This window comes from Psychrobacter sp. L7, assembly GCF_002810365.1.
In the GTDB taxonomy this organism is placed as follows: Bacteria; Pseudomonadota; Gammaproteobacteria; order Pseudomonadales; family Moraxellaceae; genus Psychrobacter; species Psychrobacter celer.
The window spans coordinates 398,239-415,748 of sequence record NZ_NEXR01000010.1 but is presented as its reverse complement, the minus strand read 5'-3'; the positions used below and the strand labels follow the sequence as shown (position 1 = coordinate 415,748).

Sequence of the window (17,510 nt, the reverse complement as noted above, 5' to 3'; positions counted from 1 at the left end):
TGGCCGCACGTACCATCATCATAAAAAGTACAACAAAATAACTAAGATGATGCTGTCGTTTCAAGGTATGTTACTGAGCAAGTCACTAAAAAAACCAAATATAAGTGTAAGATTAGGAGAAAGTATGAATAATCGTAACCGTGCCGGCGTGATTGCTGCCATCATTGGTATCATCGTTTTTATGGCGATGTTTAACTCAGGCTCACCGACGCCTATCGTCAATTGGCCGGTAGAAACCTACATGGGGATGGCCTTTACCATTGGTTGGCTGAGCAGCGTGCCGAATTGGCTGGCCTATGTGCTGGCGGCGCTGGTGCTGATTTTACTGGTGATAGGGCTTTATAAAATAGGCGGCTGGATTTATGGTTTGCTAGCGCGCACGCGTTAATGACAGTACTGCTGCACCGCTGCAAAAGCGAGAGATTAGAGATATTCTAATCTCTCGCTTTTTTGTTTTTGGTTTACTTGTATCGATGATGGTACTGGTGAATATAGTAGATTTAGTTTAAAAAATGTTATAGCGCTACTGGTATAAATCTTCCTTGTGTGCGGTGCTGCGCCGACGGGTGCGGCAAAAATTTATCCCAGTAGCGCTTTGGAGCTTATGACAGTTTTGTTTTCAACTGACTATATATAGGCTCCTTGTCATTTATAGATTGTCCAAAATTGCAAACATTTGGTTTTATAAGCCAAAAGTATTTGTTTCTGTTTCCCAACTATGTTTCAATCGCTATCTTTTATCAATGTTTTCATACGTTTGAAACCTATTAATTTATTTAAGTCCTAAATGGAGCAGTGGCTATGCAAGGAAGTAATTCGCCAAATGGCAGTCCACCAAACAATAACTTTGATACCGCAGCGAAAAGCTCTCGTATGCAGCGGTTTTTACAAGGGGTTGAGTGGCTCGGTAATCTACTGCCGCATCCGGTCATTTTGTTTGTTTGGATGTCTGTGCTGCTGTTGGTACTCTCAGCTGTGATGTCTTATTTTGGGGTGTCGGTGATAGATCCGCGCCCTGAGGGCACCAGCGGGCGTAGTGCCGATGGCATGATCGAAGTCGTTAACCTATTGAACGGCGAGGGTTTAGCACGCATTGTTGAAAATTTAGTCACCAACTTTACCGGCTTTGTGCCGCTTGGTACGGTGCTGGTGGCCTTGCTCGGTGTCGGTATTGCTGAGCACTCTGGCATGATATCAGCCGCCCTGCGTGGTCTGGTCATGAATGCACCCAAAAAAATGGTGACCTTTACCATTGTGTTCGCTGGCATCATGTCAAACACCGCCGCTGAGCTTGGTTATGTGGTATTAATACCACTGGCGGCCGTTATCTTTCACTCACTTGGTAGGCATCCGCTAGCCGGTCTGGCTGCAGCGTTTGCTGGGGTGTCAGGCGGCTATAGTGCCAATTTATTATTAGGAACCGTAGATCCACTGCTTTCGGGGATTACCCAAGAAGCGGCGCGTATCATCGATCCTACCTACACCGTCGGCGCAGAGGCCAACTGGTACTTTATGATCGCCAGTACCTTTTTGATCAGTGGTCTGGGCTATTTTGTCACAGAAAAAATCGTTGAGCCAAGCCTAGGTAAATACAATCCTAACGACGCTGACGATGCCTCTGTACTAGAGACACAAATCGAAAAAGTATCGTCAGTTGAGAAAAAGGGACTACTATGGGCAGGGATAAGCATGCTCATATTTTGCTTATTGCTGGCGTGGACCGTGGTGCCTGCAGATGGCATCTTGCGTAATGCAGAAACCGGTCTGGTGTCAGGCTCACCATTCTTAAAAGGCATCGTGGTCTTTATCTTTGTGTTTTTTGCCCTACCAGGCTATATCTACGGCAAGATTACCGGCAGCATCAAGAGCAATCAAGACGTGGTCGATGCCATGAGTAACGCCATGAGCTCCTTGAGTATTTATATTGTATTGGTGTTTTTTGCCGCGCAGTTTACCGCGTTCTTTAAATGGTCAAATCTTGGTTCGGTGATGGCGGTGTCTGGCGCGACCTTCTTAAGTGATGTTGGTTTGACAGGGCCTTTATTGCTGGTAGGCTTTATCATCATTTGTGGTCTGGTCAATCTGATGCTCGGTTCGGCGTCTGCTCAGTGGGCGGTGACCGCGCCGATCTTTGTGCCGATGCTCATGCTCACAGGTTATGCGCCAGAGATGATTCAGGCGGCTTACCGTATTGGCGACTCATCCACCAATATTATCACGCCGATGATGAGCTATTTTGGTCTTATCTTGGCAGTGGCAATGCGCTACAAAAAAGACACTGGGGTGGGAACCTTGATGGCGATGATGCTGCCATACTCCATGGCTTTTTTGATTGGTTGGACGATATTATTTTCTGTCTGGGTGTTTGTGCTGGGTCTGCCAGTCGGCCCTGGCGCAGAGACCTATTATCCTGCTCAGTAGTTGTTATTTGAATAATCGCTAATACTATTTAGCTGATATAAAAAATAAAAACCCTTGTCAGCGATTGGCAAGGGTTTTGCTTAAGACTATAGTCAATTCTAAATAAAACAGATACGTTATATGTCAACGTGGAACTGGTATAAATTTTCCTTGCGTGCTGTGCCTGCGCCGACAGAGGCTGCGAAAAATTTATCCCAGTCCCACTGTATCGTTTTTATACTGAACTCACTATATTCTATTTATGACGCCACCTTAAATTGCTCAAGCACCTTTTGAATCCCATGTTCTTCAATGGTACCTGTGACAAAATCTGCGCGCTCGATTAGCGCAGGCTGGGCATCGCCCATTGCGACTGCATAGCCGACCAAATCAAACATCTCCAAATCATTCATACCATCGCCGAACGCCATACACTCACTGGCATTTACGCCGTAATAGTCACAAACGTCTAGGATGCCACGGGCTTTTGAGGCGTTGGCAGGCAAAATATCCGCACCAATTTGATGCCAATGTACTAGCTTTAAATCGTCCTGTGCAAAATTGATGTCCTGCATTTTATCGAATTGATTGTTAAAAAACACCGAGCACTGATAAACAGGGTTTGATAGATAGTAGAGGGGATCGACGATGGAGTTGGGGGTTTTGGCATTGAATTCACGCAGACGCTCATTTTCCCCCGACCAAGCGATATGAGTCGCTGAGTCAAACTTATGAATCAGCTGACTGGTTTGGCATAACTGCACTATTTTGTCCGCCTGCTCAGCAGACAACGGATAGTGACTGATTAAGCCCTGATTATCAAAGCTGTACTGTCCGTTCATACAGATAATGGCGTCTAAAACCTCTGCCTCGAGCAAGGCCAAAATATCAGCCGGCAATATCGCTTTAGAGCGCCCTGTAGAAATCACCAGCTTAATGCCGGTTTGGGCAAGCGCCTCAAGGGTAGCCTTGTTGTGCGCTGCAATAATACCGTTGCGGCTTAGCGTATCGTCGATATCAAAAAATATCACTTTTGGCACAGGCAATGTATGGTTCATACTGGCTGTCGCAGCCTTATCTACAATAAACATGAGCATCCTTTATGTTTAAAAAACAACCGTGTAAGTCTTTTGAGTTAATGGGTCAGAGTGGGGCACGGGCTATATAAAATCTAAATATTATCTATTGTAATTGCAGTTATTTTTAATAAAATAGCAAATATATAAGTGCTTGGTAATACGTTTGAGTGAGCGTTATCAGCGCCAGTCATCAGCCAAAGCCACGACCTAAGGACACCTGCATGACCTTCTCTACCACAAGCGATAATAAGGCTAGTCCACAAGCATTAGACGATGATTTGTTTGCTCCATCACCGCGTCATCCTGAGAGTCGGCTAGAGGCGGAGTGGTTATTTTTATTCAATAAGTTACCGCCTGATCAATGGTTTGGCGCAGATTATGCCTATAAGACATCGGGCTGGCTAAAGGTACATACTAACATACGCAAACGCCAGCGTATCTTGACACAGATAAGTGAGGGTTATCAATCTGGTGAGTACGACTGGGCAAAATATCGCTCGCAGCTACTCAAACGTATCAATATGCATATCCTCAAGCTGCATCAGCATCATGGCGTGGAGGACGAGGGGTTTTTCCCTGAATTTATTCGGATGTACCCGCAGCTACAGGCAGGGTTTGAGATATTGGGGCGCGACCATGTGCGCTTGGATGCGCTACTCGATAAGCTGCAGCTGCAAAACGATACGCTGGCGAGAACTGAGGTTGAGGATAAAGCATTGGCAGGGCAGTTGCATCAAACCTTGGTGGACGCAACCAATTTACTCTCGCAGCATCTGAGTGATGAGGAAGACTTGGTTATTCCTATTTTGGGGTTGCGACAGGGCTAAAGATGAAATGCTATCTATAACTCTAAAAAATCATAACAAGTAAAAGAAAGTCGATTAAAACCTAAAAAATATTTTATTATGTATTATAATAAAGTGTGTTTTAGTTTAGATAAGTATTTCAAATAAATAAGGTTTCTTATACCGATGACGACAAACTATACCTCAGAAAGTAAAAAAAGAAATGGCGAGCATATTCTTATTAACATGACATACGTCGCCAAAAACATCGGCCTAGATTCGGGCGTGGAGCTGACTCGTGCACTTGAGTATTGGCGAAGATATTTTGAAGATAATCGTATAGTTTCAGCTTTGGTCATTAGCGAAGGTTATTTTGTGCAAAGCTTTCAGGGGACAAGGCCTGCTATCAATACTGCCTTAGAAAAAATACTTGATAAACACTCAGTCATTTCCCCTAATATTGTGAATATCTATGAAATAGAGTCGCGTCAATGGAATGGGTTTTTAGTCAAGCATCTCACCTCAAACGCTGAAGATGAAGATTATGCTCTAAAAAGCTTCTCAGCAGGTTCTGACTATAATCCCTATCTGATGACAAGCACTCAGATTGAAAGCTTCTTGACAGCAGTGTTTGGAGATAGCAACTTTAGCAAGTTTTAGCCGAGTAGTGTCTTTTCACTATACTGACCATTTGTTTTAGCGTGCATAAAAAAGCCGTCTACACCTTGTGTATAGACGGCTTTTTATTAACACTATGGAGGGCTGTGCCTATTAGAGCCTAGAGCACAAAGTATCGCCATGATTACCCAATCGCAACCGAACTCACATTCTGAAAGCCCCTTGGCAACTGACCGCCGCGATTACCACGAGTGCCTGTATAGTTGGCCAAATCATTGGGTTTTAGTGTCACATGACGTTTGCCCGCAGTAATGACTAGGCTGTCTCGCAAGCTTAGCGGCGTGATAGCAAGCACTTCTTCACCGTCTTTTAGTTTAATCAGCTTATTACCTTTACCACGTGCTTGCTCGGGCAAGCCATCAAGGGCAAATACCAATAAATACCCTGCATTGGTTATCACAGCGACATGGTCAGGTGCCACGTTTTCGTTGCTGCTTGCACCGTCAACATGAACCGTCACTTCTGCTGGCGCATCGATACGCACGACAGGAAGCAGACGACTATCGGCCGCTAGATTGATGATTTTTTTACCGGCTTTTTGATTGCTATCGAGGTTGCCAAGGGTATTGATAAAGCCATAGCCGTTAGAGCTGGCGAGGATGATACGCTGATCGTCGCGACCAGTTATTAGCTGCTCGAAGCTGGCACCTGCTGGCGGCTTGAGTACGCTGGTCAGCGGATCGCCTTGACCACGCGCTGAGGCTAGGCTATGCGCGTCGACACTATAGCTACGCCCTGTGCTATCGAGTACGTAGATTCTCTCGTTGGACTTACCGCGTGCGTGCGCTTGATAGCTGTCTCCTGAGCGATAGCTCATACCAGCGGCATCGACGTCATGACCTTTCGCAGCGCGAATCCAGCCTGCTTTTGAGAGTATCGCGGTGATAGGCTCGCTTGGTACCAGATCCGACTCTTTTAGCGCCTGCGCTTCTTCGCGCTCTGCTAGTGGTGACATGCGCTCGTTGCCGTGTTCTTTCATATCGGCGTTCAGCTCTTCAATCATCAGATTGGTCAGACTGTCTGGGTTGTCCAAGTGCTCTTGAATGGTGGCGCGCTCAGCGTCTAGTGCATCTTGCTCGCGGCGCAGCTCAATCTCTTCAAGCCTTGCCAGCTGACGCAAACGTATGTCCAAGATGGCATTGGCTTGGATGTCGGTCAGATCATAACCTTCCATCAATGCTGACTTTGGCTCGTCTTCCTCGCGGATGATACGAATGACCTCATCGATATGTAGATAAGCGATCAGCAACCCTGCCAAGATATGTAAGCGTTTATCGATTTTATCGAGGCGATACTGCAAGCGCCGCGTGACCACCGAGCGGCGACAAATGAGCCACTCTTCAAGGATGTCTTTGAGGTTTTTGACCTGCGGTTTACCGTTTAGGCCAATCATATTCATATTGACGCGATAATTACTCTCAAGGTCAGTACTGGCAAACAGGTGACTCATCACGCGCTCGACATCGACGCGGGTAGAGCGTAGCTCAAGCACGATACGGCAGGCGTTTTCGTGGTCAGACTCGTCATGGATGTCGGTCACCCATGGCAGTTTTTTGTCCAGCATGAGTTTGGCGATTTGCTCTTGCACTTTGTTGCCTGAGACTTGATAGGGCAGCGCATCGATGATGACGAGGTTTTTTTCTTTGGGGTCGATATGGTAGGTCGCGCGCATTTTATAGCTGCCGCGGCCGCTTTCGTACATGGCCTGCAAGTCTTTTTTGCTGGTGATGATCTCAGCTGGCGTGGGCAAGTCAGGCGCAGGTATCGACTGGGTGAGCTGCTTTACCGATAGCTCAGGATTTTTTAGTAAGCGAATGGCGGCGCGTACCACTTCATTTAGGTTGTGCGGCGGGATGTCGGTGGCCATACCGACGGCGATCCCTGTCGTGCCGTTTAACAAGATATTGGGCAGGCGCGCAGGCAGGGTGATAGGCTCTTGTAAGGTACCATCAAAGTTATCTTGCCAATCGACCGTGCCTTGGCCGAGCTCTGCCAGCAAGGTGTTGGCATAGGCAGACATTTTGGCCTCGGTATAGCGCATGGCGGCAAAGGATTTGGGATCATCAGGGCTGCCCCAGTTGCCTTGACCGGTGATCAGCGGATAGCGATAGCTAAACGGCTGCGCCATGAGTACCATAGCCTCATAACAAGCACTGTCGCCATGTGGGTGGTATTTACCCAGTACATCACCGACGGTACGGGCAGACTTTTTGGCTTTAGCAGAGGATTTTAGGCCAAGCTCACTCATGGCATAGACGATACGGCGCTGGACGGGCTTTAGACCATCGGCGATATTTGGCAGCGCCCGATCCATGATGACGTACATGGCGTAGTTGAGATAAGCCTGCTCGGTGAACTCCGCTACCGAGCGGGTGTCCATCGGCTCATGAGAAGGGGCGGCAGGGACGGTATGGTCAATAACATCGGACATAAAGTAAGGTTCACTTATCAGTTTTAATAGGTATAGGTAATAGGTGTGAATAATGCGCATCAGCGCCAAAATAAGATAGTGCTATCGTAAAGGATATCGGCAAAATTAAAAAGAGATAACTCAGAATAGACGACAAGGTGTGACGTGCCTGTTCAGGCAAGCAAGGTAAAATAACACAACTCGCTTCACATGCCATAAAAGCCAGCGTTTTCGCCACGCTTTAGCAATAACTGCGTCAGTGAGGATTTTTGGTATAAAAGTAGAAATTTGTCTAGGGCGTGTCCCTAATTCAGTTTGCAATGAATCATAGTACAAGCTAGATACAGCATAGACTTATAATTACGAGCCAATTTCTCGTATCGAGTCGCAATACTACGGAACTGCTTTAGCCTTGCAAACGTGTTTTCAACTAAGTGTCGTAGCTTATATAAATAATGATCAAACGCTACATCTGGTTGTTTAGCATTTCTTCTTTTAGGGATGACAGGGCTTATGTTGTCTTGCTTTAGCCTGTTTCTAATGGTTTCAGAATCATAAGCTTTATCAGCAATGAAGTAGGTCGCATCCGTTAACATCTCTATGATGTCATCTACCGCTTGGCTGTCGTGGACGTCACCCCCAGTGATTTTAAAATCAATCGGGTTTCCATGCGAGTCGACGGCGAGATGTATCTTGGTGGTTGTTCCACCTCGAGATTTTCCAGTGGCTCGAAGTTCTCCTCGTCTGGCGCCGCTTGAATGCTGATGACAGCGGATGTAGCTTCCGTCTGCGAATACCCATTCTTCATCAATACTTGCTCGTAGGTCAAAAAAAATTGCTCCCATAAGCCTTTTTTTGACAACCTGTTAAATCGATTATAGGCGGTTTTCCATGGACATAGCTCACTCGGTATATCACGCCATGGGGCTCCTGTACGAAGTTTCCACAATATGGCTTCCATGACTTGTCTGTCGTTTTTCCAAGTATGACAGCCATGAGCTTTCATGGTACTTTGGAGTTGTTCCCATGTATTATCATTGAGCACTGTTCTTGCCATAATTTAGAGAGCCATGTGGTAAATAGTCTCTTTATTTTAAAGGCTTTATACTTGCTTTTCCAGATTAGGGACACGCCCTAGCAATAAATAAGAAAATGAAAATCTATGAAATGGCGAGTCATTTATTGCTTAACTGATTGATAATAATGGTATTAATGAGCGTCAAGTAGCTTTGCGAACGCAAGTAGCAATCTTTTGTATTGAGTAGTCTTTATAAAGTGTGTATGTTAATGAACAAAGGGCTATTTACTGCTATAGGGTTTGCTTGTCACCATACAGCAAGGTCGGTGCCTGACAGCCATCACCATGGTTTGCCAGTGCTTTGAGACTTTGTGTGTTTGTCACGCTGTGATTTGTATGAGTGGACGGTAGCGTACTATTACTAGGAGAGAAAAGATTATGGAAAATCACGGTAACTTGATTCGTCGTAACGACAAAGTATGGGTCAAAACTTACGAAAAACTTGGCATGCAGTACGATATCGATATGCCGCCCGCTGACACCTCGTTGCTTGAGATACTTGAGCAAAACTTCATCAAACACGCTGGCAAAACCGCGTTTGTCTGTATGGATGTCAAACTCTCGTACGAAGAATTAGACCGTTATAGTAAGCAGGTCGCCGCCTACCTACAGTCCCTCGGCCTAAAAAAAGGCGATAAAGTCGCGGTAATGATGCCAAACATCCTGCAGCTGCCCGTTGCTGTCTTGGGCGTACTGCGGGCAGGTCTGACGCTGGTCAATGTCAACCCACTTTATACCACCAAAGAGCTTGCCCATCAATTAGAAGATTCTGATGCCAAGGCGCTGATTTTGTTAGAAAACTTTGCAAAAACCTACGAAGATATCGGCAAGGAGATGGTCGATCATGTGGTGGTGACATCGATGGGCGACTTGATGAGCCCGCTGAAAGGCTTCATCGTCAATACGGTGGTGCGCCATGTCAAAAAAATGGTGCCAGCCTATCATATCAATGGTAGCGTCAAATTCAAAAAAGCGCTTAATCGCTTTTCGGCGGCCAGCTATCAGCGCCCCAATGACATCGGTTTGGATGATGTCGCGGTACTACAGTATACCGGTGGTACCACAGGCGTGGCCAAAGGCGCGATGCTCACGCACGGCAACTTGGTTGCCAACTTGATTCAGTGTGACACGTACTTAGGCGATGCTTTTGATAAGTTTGAAAAAATGAATGAGCAGCCAGTGATTATGACGGCACTACCGCTATATCATATTTTCTCATTTACCGTTTGTGGTATGTACGGCCTCTATCGCGGCTGTATTGGGCTATTGGTACCCAACCCGCGCGATGGCGCAAGCTTAATCAAAGCCTACAAAGATTATCCACCTGCGTTTTTCCCAGCGGTAAATACCTTGTTTAATGCGCTTGCCAATAGTGAAGTATTCAAAGCGCTCGATCATAGCAAGCTTGAGATGTCGATGGGCGGTGGTATGGCTGTGCTAAAGGATACAGCGGCAAAATGGCAGCAAATCACGGGCAATATCATTGTACAGGGCTATGGTCTATCAGAGACCTCGCCTGTTGCCTCAGCAAACCCACAAGGGACAGGCGAGTTCTCAGGCAACATCGGTCTGCCAATGCCAGCCACAGATATGGCCATCTTGGATGAGGCGGGTAATGAGGTTGAGATTGGTGAGCGCGGAGAGATTAGTGTGCGCGGGCCGCAGGTGATGAAAGGATACTGGAAACGCGATGATGCCACGAGCGAGGTGATGACGGCGGATGGTTATTTCCGTACCGGTGACATCGGTGTGATGGATGAAGAAGGCTACTTTAAGATTGTCGATCGCAAAAAAGACATGATCTTGGTGTCAGGCTTCAACGTTTATCCAAACGAAGTAGAGGACGCCATGTCAGGTCATCCAAAAATCTTAGAGTGCGGTGTCATCGGTATCGATGATGAAAAAAGCGGTGAGGTGCCAAAGATTTATGTGGTACGTAGTGATGACAGCTTGACAGAAGAAGAAGTCATCGCGTATGGCAAAGAGAATCTAACGGGTTATAAGCGTCCGCGTTACGTAGAGTTTATCGACGAGCTACCAAAGTCAAACGTGGGTAAAATCTTACGCAAAGACTTGCGAGAGCTTGAAGAGAAAAACCACGGTTAGGCTCTTGCTTAAGCCGAGCTGATCAGCTATTCATGACTCACTAGGGCTAGGACTCTATAGTCTGAGTGGTTTTGCTCGAGATGTCATCGTACACAAAAATGATAAGGCCGCTGATTGCTGCTTTATCATTTTTTGTCTTTTCTGCTATTTTTGTCTGTACAACATCATCGCCACAGATAGAGAATTTTGCATAAAACTGCTATAGTGCCCACCGACCTATTTTTGTATATATCTGTTGGTTTGGCTTGAGCGGTTTGGCAAAACCATCATAATGACAGTAAGGTATACCTTAGCGTGTGGCTAAGGCATGGTGCCACTTATCGATGACGTGGTATGGCTTTGTGACTTGCAAAGCTTATGAATGATAAACCCAATGGTGTTGCCTTGTTTTTTTATTCATAAGCTTTTGTAGCCACAGATTTGCTGCGATAGATAAGGGTGCTTTATTGGGGCATGTCTTTCATTGAATCGATGCACTGCTTTTAATCGATGTATTGCTTTTAATCGATGCATGGCTAAAGGGCGAGAAATGATGACGCGCTTTTGATTATTTTATGTTTTTAACGGCAACATTTAGGGAAAATTATGACCGACAGTATCAATAAAGAGACGACAGAGGATCAAGCTGCCACGGGCCATACCGCTAGGCAGGCATATCAAGACAACGCCTTTCCCGATATGCCGACGATAGACAGCGACAGTCCGTGGTTGAGTGCTTATGAGCGTTATGGCATCGCAGCAACTATCGATATGCCAGAGGACAATACCTCTTTACTTGATGTGTTTGAGCGTAATTTTAGTCGTTATGGGCAAAAGCCTGCCTATATCTGCATGGGTGCTTCTGTTAGCTTTAAGCAATTGGATTTGTACAGTCGCCAAATCGCCAGCTACTTGCAGTCACTAGGACTGGTCAAGGGTGATAAAGTTGGGGTGATGATGCCCAATATCTTGCAGTATCCTGTCGTGGCCTTGGGTATCATTCGCGCAGGGATGGTGCTGGTCAATGTCAATCCCCTCTATACCAGCCGCGAGCTGTCGCATCAGCTGCATGATAGCGGTGCCAAAGCGCTGTTTATCGTCGAAAACTTTGCTAAGACTTATCAAGATGCCGAAGACAAAGGTCAGGTTGAGCATGTGATCTTGTGCAAAATCGGCGATATGCTGGGCACGCTCAAAGGCGCGGTGGTCAATCTTGTGGCTCGCCATGTCAAAAAAATGATTCCAGCCTATAGCTTGCCAGACAGTGTGAGTTTTAAACAAGCGCTAAACGCTGTATCAGCCAGTAAGTACCAGCGTCCAGATATGAACCTTAGCGATGTGGCGCTGCTCCAGTATACCGGCGGTACCACAGGCGTGGCCAAGGGCGCCATGCTCTCTCACGGCAACCTAGTCGCCAATATGCTACAGATCAGCGCTTTGATGAATAGTGCCTTTGACGATGATGTCGATGCCAATGATGTCATCTTGACAGCACTACCGCTGTATCATGTCTTCTCCTTTATGGTCTGCGGTATGTACGGCATGTATCAAGGCTATGCAGGGCTGCTGATTCCAAACCCACGCGATTTGGATGGTTTGATTAAAGAGATGGGCAAATACAAGCCCTCGTTTATCCCAGCGGTCAATACCTTGTTTAATGGTTTGGTACACAAAGAAAGCTTTGCCGACTTGGACTTTTCTAATCTAAAAGCCTCTATCGGCGGCGGGATGTCGGTGTTGCCAAGCGTGGCAAAAGAGTGGCATAAAATCACAGGATTGCCTATCGTTGAAGGCTATGGTCTGTCTGAGACCTCGCCTGTGGTGGCCTTTAATCCAATGACCATCTCTGAGTTTACTGGCAAGATTGGTATTCCAGCCTCGAGCACCGATGTGATACTCATCGATGAGGACGAAAACGAAGTGGCATTAGGCGATCGCGGCGAGATTTGTGTCAAAGGTCCACAGGTGATGATCGGCTATCAAAACCGTCCAAAAGAAACCGCCGAGACCTTTACCAGCAATGGATACCTAAAAACAGGCGACATCGGTATCATGGACGAAAAAGGCTTTATCAAAATCGTTGATCGCAAAAAAGACATGATTTTGGTGTCAGGGTTTAATGTCTATCCAAATGAAATCGAAGAAGCCATGAGCGAGCATCCAGCCGTGGTGGAGTGCGGCGCTATTGGTGTGCCAAACGAGCAGCGCGGCGAAGAGCCTAAGCTGTTTGTGGTCAAAAAAGGCGAGGTTACCGAGCAAGAGTTGCTTGATTTTGGTAAAAAGCAACTGACAGGCTATAAGCGTCCGCGTCATATACAGTTTGTCGATGAATTACCAAAGTCAAACGTCGGTAAGATTTTGCGTAAAGAATTGCGTAAGATGGAAGGTCTAGAATAACACCAGCGTCTTTTTTGCAGCGGCGTAATGGCTGGAGTGAATCTTGCTATTGCGCCGCTGCCACGTTAGGATATCGTCATACGGGCATCGGCTCAGACATTGGCTGGCTGAGAGTTTGTGGTTCATGCCGCTTTGCGCGTGCTACCTTTTATTGACAACACTTATTTTACAACACTGCTTTAAAACAAGTACTAGGAATTTTTATGCGTATTGACAATCGTGAGCTTGACCAACTTCGCTCGATCAGCTTTGAGCGCCATTATACTAAGCATGCTGAAGGCTCCGTGTTAGTCAGCTTTGGCGATACCAAAGTCCTGTGTACCGCTAGTGTTGAGTCTGGCGTACCGCGCTGGCTAAAGGGTAAGGGTAAAGGGTGGATCACGGCCGAATACGGTATGTTGCCACGTGCGACCAATACCCGTAACCAACGCGAAGCGGCGCGCGGTAAGCAGTCAGGTCGTACGCAAGAGATTCAGCGCCTCATCGGTCGTAGCCTGCGTGCTATGATTGATCTTAGCAAGCTTGGTGAAAACACCATTTACCTTGATTGTGATGTACTACAAGCTGATGGTGGTACGCGCACCGCCAGTATCACAGGAGCGGCCATCGCGCTTATCGATGCGTTAGAGAGCCTACAAAAAACCAAAAAGCTCAAAGCCGATCCATTGATTGGCCTGGTGGCGGCGGTCTCTGTAGGTATGAAAGATGGCAAAGCGTACTTGGACCTCAATTACGAAGAAGACGCCAGCTGTGATACCGATTTAAACGTCGTCATGACCCAAAAGGGTGAGTTCATTGAGCTACAAGGCACTGCTGAAGAAAAGCCATTTACTCGCGCCCAAGCAGACGATATGCTAGCGCTGGCCGAAAAAGGCATTGCGGAGCTCATTACCATGCAGCAGACGGCGCTGGGCTGGTAAGCGACATTTTTTGGTCTTATCGTCCTCTAACAACGCATTAATTTTGCAGTAAATACTCGGCAATAGGTAACGATACATGCTCAAGCTGACCGATGACGGCGCCAAAATCACCTTGCAAAATCAAGCGCCAGCGGCTGACAATGGTATGTTTTGGTTTGGCACCGCCTTGCTCGTGGGTGCCGTGGCGGTCGCGATGGCCATGAGTCTGTTTCCTGAGCGCCTTGCTATTGGCGCGCTGGCTTTGCTCATCGTTGGTAGTTTTATTTTTAATAAAAAACGCCAGCAGCAAAGACAAGCTGTGAGCAAAAATATCAGTAGTGGTGTGCTGTGGGTGCGTAGTGGTGAGCTGGTGCATGACCATCAAGGCAAGCGTCAACACATCACCCTTATCGCTAATGATAATGTCACACTGATGGGTGAGCAGCTACAGATCACGGATGTCGATGGTAGCTGTAAGTGCCAGATCAGCGGCTTTGAGAGTGTGCAAGAGGCCAAAGCCGCCCAAGCGATATTACAAGGCCAGACATTTGGCAAACGCCATGTCAATATTAAGATGAATGACAACCCGCCTCCCTCTTAGTTTTTCTATCTACCTTTTTTAAACCTTATTTCCTTTCTTTAAGCGACACTATAGTCAATTCGAAATAAAATCGATACGCTCATACCAGTTACCTGGTATCGTGTTTATAGTGAATGAACTATAGTGCTTGCAGATTTATGCCCAAATGGTTTATAAGTAAGACTGAAAACTGGTATTTTGCTTTTTTGTTGTCAATGGTACCTTTGACAAGGAGTCAGTCATGTCGCGTTTGTCATCGTCTATGTCACTGTCTGTATCGTCGCCGATTACAGCGTCATGTAGCGTGTTATTGCTGCTTGTAGGTGGCATGACATCCTCTCATGCCGATAGTATGAGTGCGCTTATCGCGCAAAAATCAGCTCAGTCAGATCTGAGCGCCCGTTATAACTCATCATACTCAGCCGTCCCTTCTGCTAAGATCAGTACGCGCTCTCGTATTCAGCGCGCCGATAGCTATCGCGCCGACACGGCAGTTACCGCGCCAGTGGGGAGCACGGCATATCGCTATCCTGAGCGCGCCTATCAAGCGCCATCTGTGCTGCCCGCATTTTTGTCTGGTAGCTATGACAATATCGATAGTGAGTATTTACCGATACTGAGCAGCGCAGAGCGCCAAAGCAGTATGGCGGCGCGTGAAGTCATTAGTACAGCACGTAAAATGGCGCTCAATGAGCGTACAATCATTCAAGGCGGCTGCTGGGATTATTTAGATGCGGTGTTTAAGCGAGCAGGGGTGACGCGCGATACAGTACATAAAGGCACATACCGCCAAGGGCCTTATGCTCATAGCAGTCAAATAGAAGCAGGTGACTGGCTGTATTATATCAATCACGGCTACAATGGCGTCGAGCATAGTGGCTTGTTTGTCGGCTGGGTAGATGAGCGTGCCAAGCAAGCACTGATTCTCAGCTATGCAGGCGAAAACCGCCGAGAGCCTGCGCGTTATCGCGTGTACGATTTGAGCAATGTCTATCAAATCATGCGCCCAAGTGTTTAAGCGTGATAAATAGGCTCAGGATCAAAACACTACAGCGAGACGAAGATGAGTTTTGCGCAGCAGCAAGCGGCGTAGGTACAGCAACCTTGCAAGATTTATAAAAAACGCCCGTTATCTAAAGAGATGACGGGCGTTTTGGTTTGATAAGTCTAGCTCGTGTCGCACTCTTTAAAACGGTTTGACCACCACCAAAATCACGATAAATATCAAGGCAAAAACAGGTATCTCATTAAACCAGCGCCAAAACTTATGGGTTTTGTAATGTGGGTTGTCGATCAGCTTTTTGCGATAAAAACCGCAAGCACCGTGGTAGGCTGAGAGCAGTACCACCAGCAGTAGCTTGGCATGTAGCCAGCCTTGGGTTTTGTAAACCTCCCAGCCCAGTCCCAACATCCATAAGCCAAATACCCATGTCGCTATCATCGATGGCGTCATGATGCCGCGATACAACTTGCGCTCCATGACAGCAAAACGCTCGTGGCTGATGGTGTCCTCACTCATCGCATGATAGACGAACAAGCGCGGTAAATAAAATATCGCAGCAAACCAGCAAACCATAGAAATAATATGCGCCGCTTTGATCCAATTAAAATACTCTGCCATTATCCTCTCTCTTACTGTTTGGTCCGGTAGGCTCTATCATGTCGGCAAGCTTAGCACATATTGCTCATTAGTAGCGCAACTAACAGTGTGATTACCAATATGACTGTCAACGCAACTACCAACGTGACTATCAATCAATGGCATACAAAGGGCTATTGTGCCAACACGACCTGTGATTGATGCCCACTCATCGCATCCAGCACAGGCACCTGCTTTGGCGCACGAGGAGCGGCAAACTGAGCAGTGAGACCGAGCTCACGCATCAGTCTATTGTCACTCGATTGACTGGCGTTACCTGTGGTCAATAGTTTGTCACCATAAAAAAACGAGTTGGCACCTGCCATAAAGGCCAAAGCTTGCTCGGCATCAGAGAGGCTCTCGCGGCCAGCAGATAAGCGCACGTAGCTGGTCGGACAACAGATACGCGTCACCGCAATGGTACGTACCCACTCCAGCACAGAGAGCTGGCCTTCTGCTAAGACTTTATCACCGATCGGTGTACCTTGAATGGGCACCAATAGATTGACCGGAATAGACTCAGGCGCTTTGGGCATTTTTAGCAGCTCGTGTACCCAGTCGATACGGTCGTCACGGCTCTCACCCATCCCTACGATATTGCCACTACAGACATTGATACCAGAGTTACGGACATGAGCGAGAGTGTCTAGGCGCTCGTCATAACTGCGGGTGCTGACCACTTGCTCATAATAGCGCCGCGAGGTATCTAGATTATGATTGTAATAATCAAGCCCTGCATCAGCCAGCTGCGCGGCCTGCTGGTCATCTAGCATACCTAGGGTCATGCAGGTCTCAAGCCCCAATGCTTTGACTTCTTTGATCAGCTCGACCACATACGGCATGTCTTTGGCGCTTGGGTGTTTCCAAGCCGCACCCATACAAAAGCGCGACGAACCCGTGGCTTTGGCGCGCTTGGCGGCGGCGATGACCTTATCGACTTCGATACGTTTTTCTGCCTGCAGTTTGGTGGTGTCGCGGTGATGGCCTGATTGTGAGCAGTAGCCACAGTCTTCAGGGCAGTTGCCAGTTTTGATAGACAATAAGGTGCTAATCTGTACTTCGTTGGCTGTAAAATGCTGACGATGCACAGTCTGTGCTTGCATCAGCAAATCCATCAATGGCAAGTCAAACAACCGCGCGATATCATCACGGCTATAGCTGCTATGAGAGGTGGGCTGCGCCGTCGCTTCGGTCTTTATGTCGGTCAAAAAGTCAGGCTCCAAGCCGTTGTTTTTTGTGTTTTGCTGGCTGCTGGGCTCTGAGATATTAAGCAATCCTGCCATAAGGTAAATCCTTTTATAATACGATGAAGAGGGTAGGTTATGATTTTATATGATAAAAAAGGCTGCGATATAGTATACCGCAACCTTTTTAGAAAGTCAGAATGCTGCCAAAGCGTACCGACAATCGATACCATCAAAACACCAATGACAACGACTTGATAAGTCTAGCCTTTGTAGAATTATAAAGGAATATATAA

At 46.9% G+C, this 17,510-nt stretch carries 14 protein-coding genes; 9 read left to right on the top strand and 5 right to left on the bottom strand.

The window, feature by feature from the left end; genetic code table 11:
* Positions 1-124 precede the first annotated feature (124 nt).
* Positions 125-388, top strand: a complete 264-nt coding sequence (locus tag CAP50_RS11475) for a hypothetical protein (protein ID WP_075100341.1) — start codon at positions 125-127, stop codon at positions 386-388.
* A 413-nt stretch (positions 389-801) separates the two neighbouring features.
* Positions 802-2,421, top strand: a complete 1,620-nt coding sequence (locus CAP50_RS11470) for an AbgT family transporter (protein ID WP_100750074.1) — start codon at positions 802-804, stop codon at positions 2,419-2,421.
* A gap of 239 nt (positions 2,422-2,660) precedes the next feature.
* Here the strand turns inward: CAP50_RS11470 and CAP50_RS11465 are convergent, their stop codons facing one another.
* Positions 2,661-3,491 carry an HAD family hydrolase gene (locus CAP50_RS11465; RefSeq protein ID WP_241900755.1) on the bottom strand — a complete coding sequence of 277 codons (831 nt, stop codon included), beginning with the start codon at positions 3,489-3,491 and terminating at the stop codon, positions 2,661-2,663.
* 209 nt (positions 3,492-3,700) lie between these two features.
* Between CAP50_RS11465 and CAP50_RS11460 the strand changes: the two genes are divergently transcribed.
* Positions 3,701-4,306 carry a hemerythrin domain-containing protein gene (locus CAP50_RS11460; RefSeq protein WP_100750073.1) on the top strand — a complete coding sequence of 202 codons (606 nt, stop codon included), beginning with the start codon at positions 3,701-3,703 and terminating at the stop codon, positions 4,304-4,306.
* A 144-nt stretch (positions 4,307-4,450) separates the two neighbouring features.
* Positions 4,451-4,924 carry a BLUF domain-containing protein gene (locus tag CAP50_RS11455; protein ID WP_100750072.1) on the top strand — a complete coding sequence of 158 codons (474 nt, stop codon included), beginning with the start codon at positions 4,451-4,453 and terminating at the stop codon, positions 4,922-4,924.
* 142 nt (positions 4,925-5,066) lie between these two features.
* On the opposite strand, the gene parC is transcribed toward CAP50_RS11455, so the two are convergent.
* Positions 5,067-7,373 (bottom strand): DNA topoisomerase IV subunit A, encoded by a 2,307-nt coding sequence (gene parC / locus CAP50_RS11450; protein ID WP_075100343.1) that lies wholly within the window; start codon positions 7,371-7,373, stop codon positions 5,067-5,069.
* Positions 7,374-7,657: 284 nt separating this feature from the next.
* Positions 7,658-8,409, bottom strand: a protein-coding gene (locus CAP50_RS11445; RefSeq protein WP_198411581.1) for an IS5 family transposase whose coding sequence is annotated in 2 segments (ribosomal slippage) — positions 7,658-8,181 and positions 8,181-8,409 — 753 coding nt in all. Because the reading frame shifts where the segments join, the coding sequence is not laid out codon by codon here.
* Between the two features lie 399 nt (positions 8,410-8,808).
* Here CAP50_RS11445 and CAP50_RS11440 point away from each other — a divergent pair.
* The 5 genes from CAP50_RS11440 (at position 8,809) to CAP50_RS11420 (ending at position 15,409) form a co-directional block, all read left to right on the top strand.
* Positions 8,809-10,536 (top strand): AMP-binding protein, encoded by a 1,728-nt coding sequence (locus CAP50_RS11440; protein WP_100750071.1) that lies wholly within the window; start codon positions 8,809-8,811, stop codon positions 10,534-10,536.
* Between the two features lie 585 nt (positions 10,537-11,121).
* The gene (locus CAP50_RS11435; protein WP_100750070.1) at positions 11,122-12,912 is read left to right on the top strand and encodes an AMP-binding protein; all 1,791 of its coding nucleotides are present in this window, start codon (positions 11,122-11,124) and stop codon (positions 12,910-12,912) included.
* A gap of 203 nt (positions 12,913-13,115) precedes the next feature.
* Positions 13,116-13,832, top strand: coding sequence for a ribonuclease PH (rph, locus tag CAP50_RS11430; RefSeq protein ID WP_100750069.1), 717 nt, complete (start codon positions 13,116-13,118; stop codon positions 13,830-13,832).
* Positions 13,833-13,908: 76 nt separating this feature from the next.
* Positions 13,909-14,412 carry a hypothetical protein gene (locus CAP50_RS11425; RefSeq protein WP_100750068.1) on the top strand — a complete coding sequence of 168 codons (504 nt, stop codon included), beginning with the start codon at positions 13,909-13,911 and terminating at the stop codon, positions 14,410-14,412.
* A 220-nt stretch (positions 14,413-14,632) separates the two neighbouring features.
* Entirely contained in the window at positions 14,633-15,409 is a 777-nt protein-coding gene (locus CAP50_RS11420; protein ID WP_172953128.1) for a hypothetical protein, read from the top strand.
* Positions 15,410-15,577: 168 nt separating this feature from the next.
* On the opposite strand, the gene hemJ is transcribed toward CAP50_RS11420, so the two are convergent.
* Positions 15,578-16,012 (bottom strand): protoporphyrinogen oxidase HemJ, encoded by a 435-nt coding sequence (gene hemJ / locus CAP50_RS11415; protein ID WP_100750067.1) that lies wholly within the window; start codon positions 16,010-16,012, stop codon positions 15,578-15,580.
* Positions 16,013-16,164: 152 nt separating this feature from the next.
* The gene (gene bioB, locus CAP50_RS11410) at positions 16,165-17,313 is read right to left on the bottom strand and encodes a biotin synthase BioB (RefSeq protein WP_100750066.1); all 1,149 of its coding nucleotides are present in this window, start codon (positions 17,311-17,313) and stop codon (positions 16,165-16,167) included.
* Positions 17,314-17,510 lie beyond the last annotated feature (197 nt).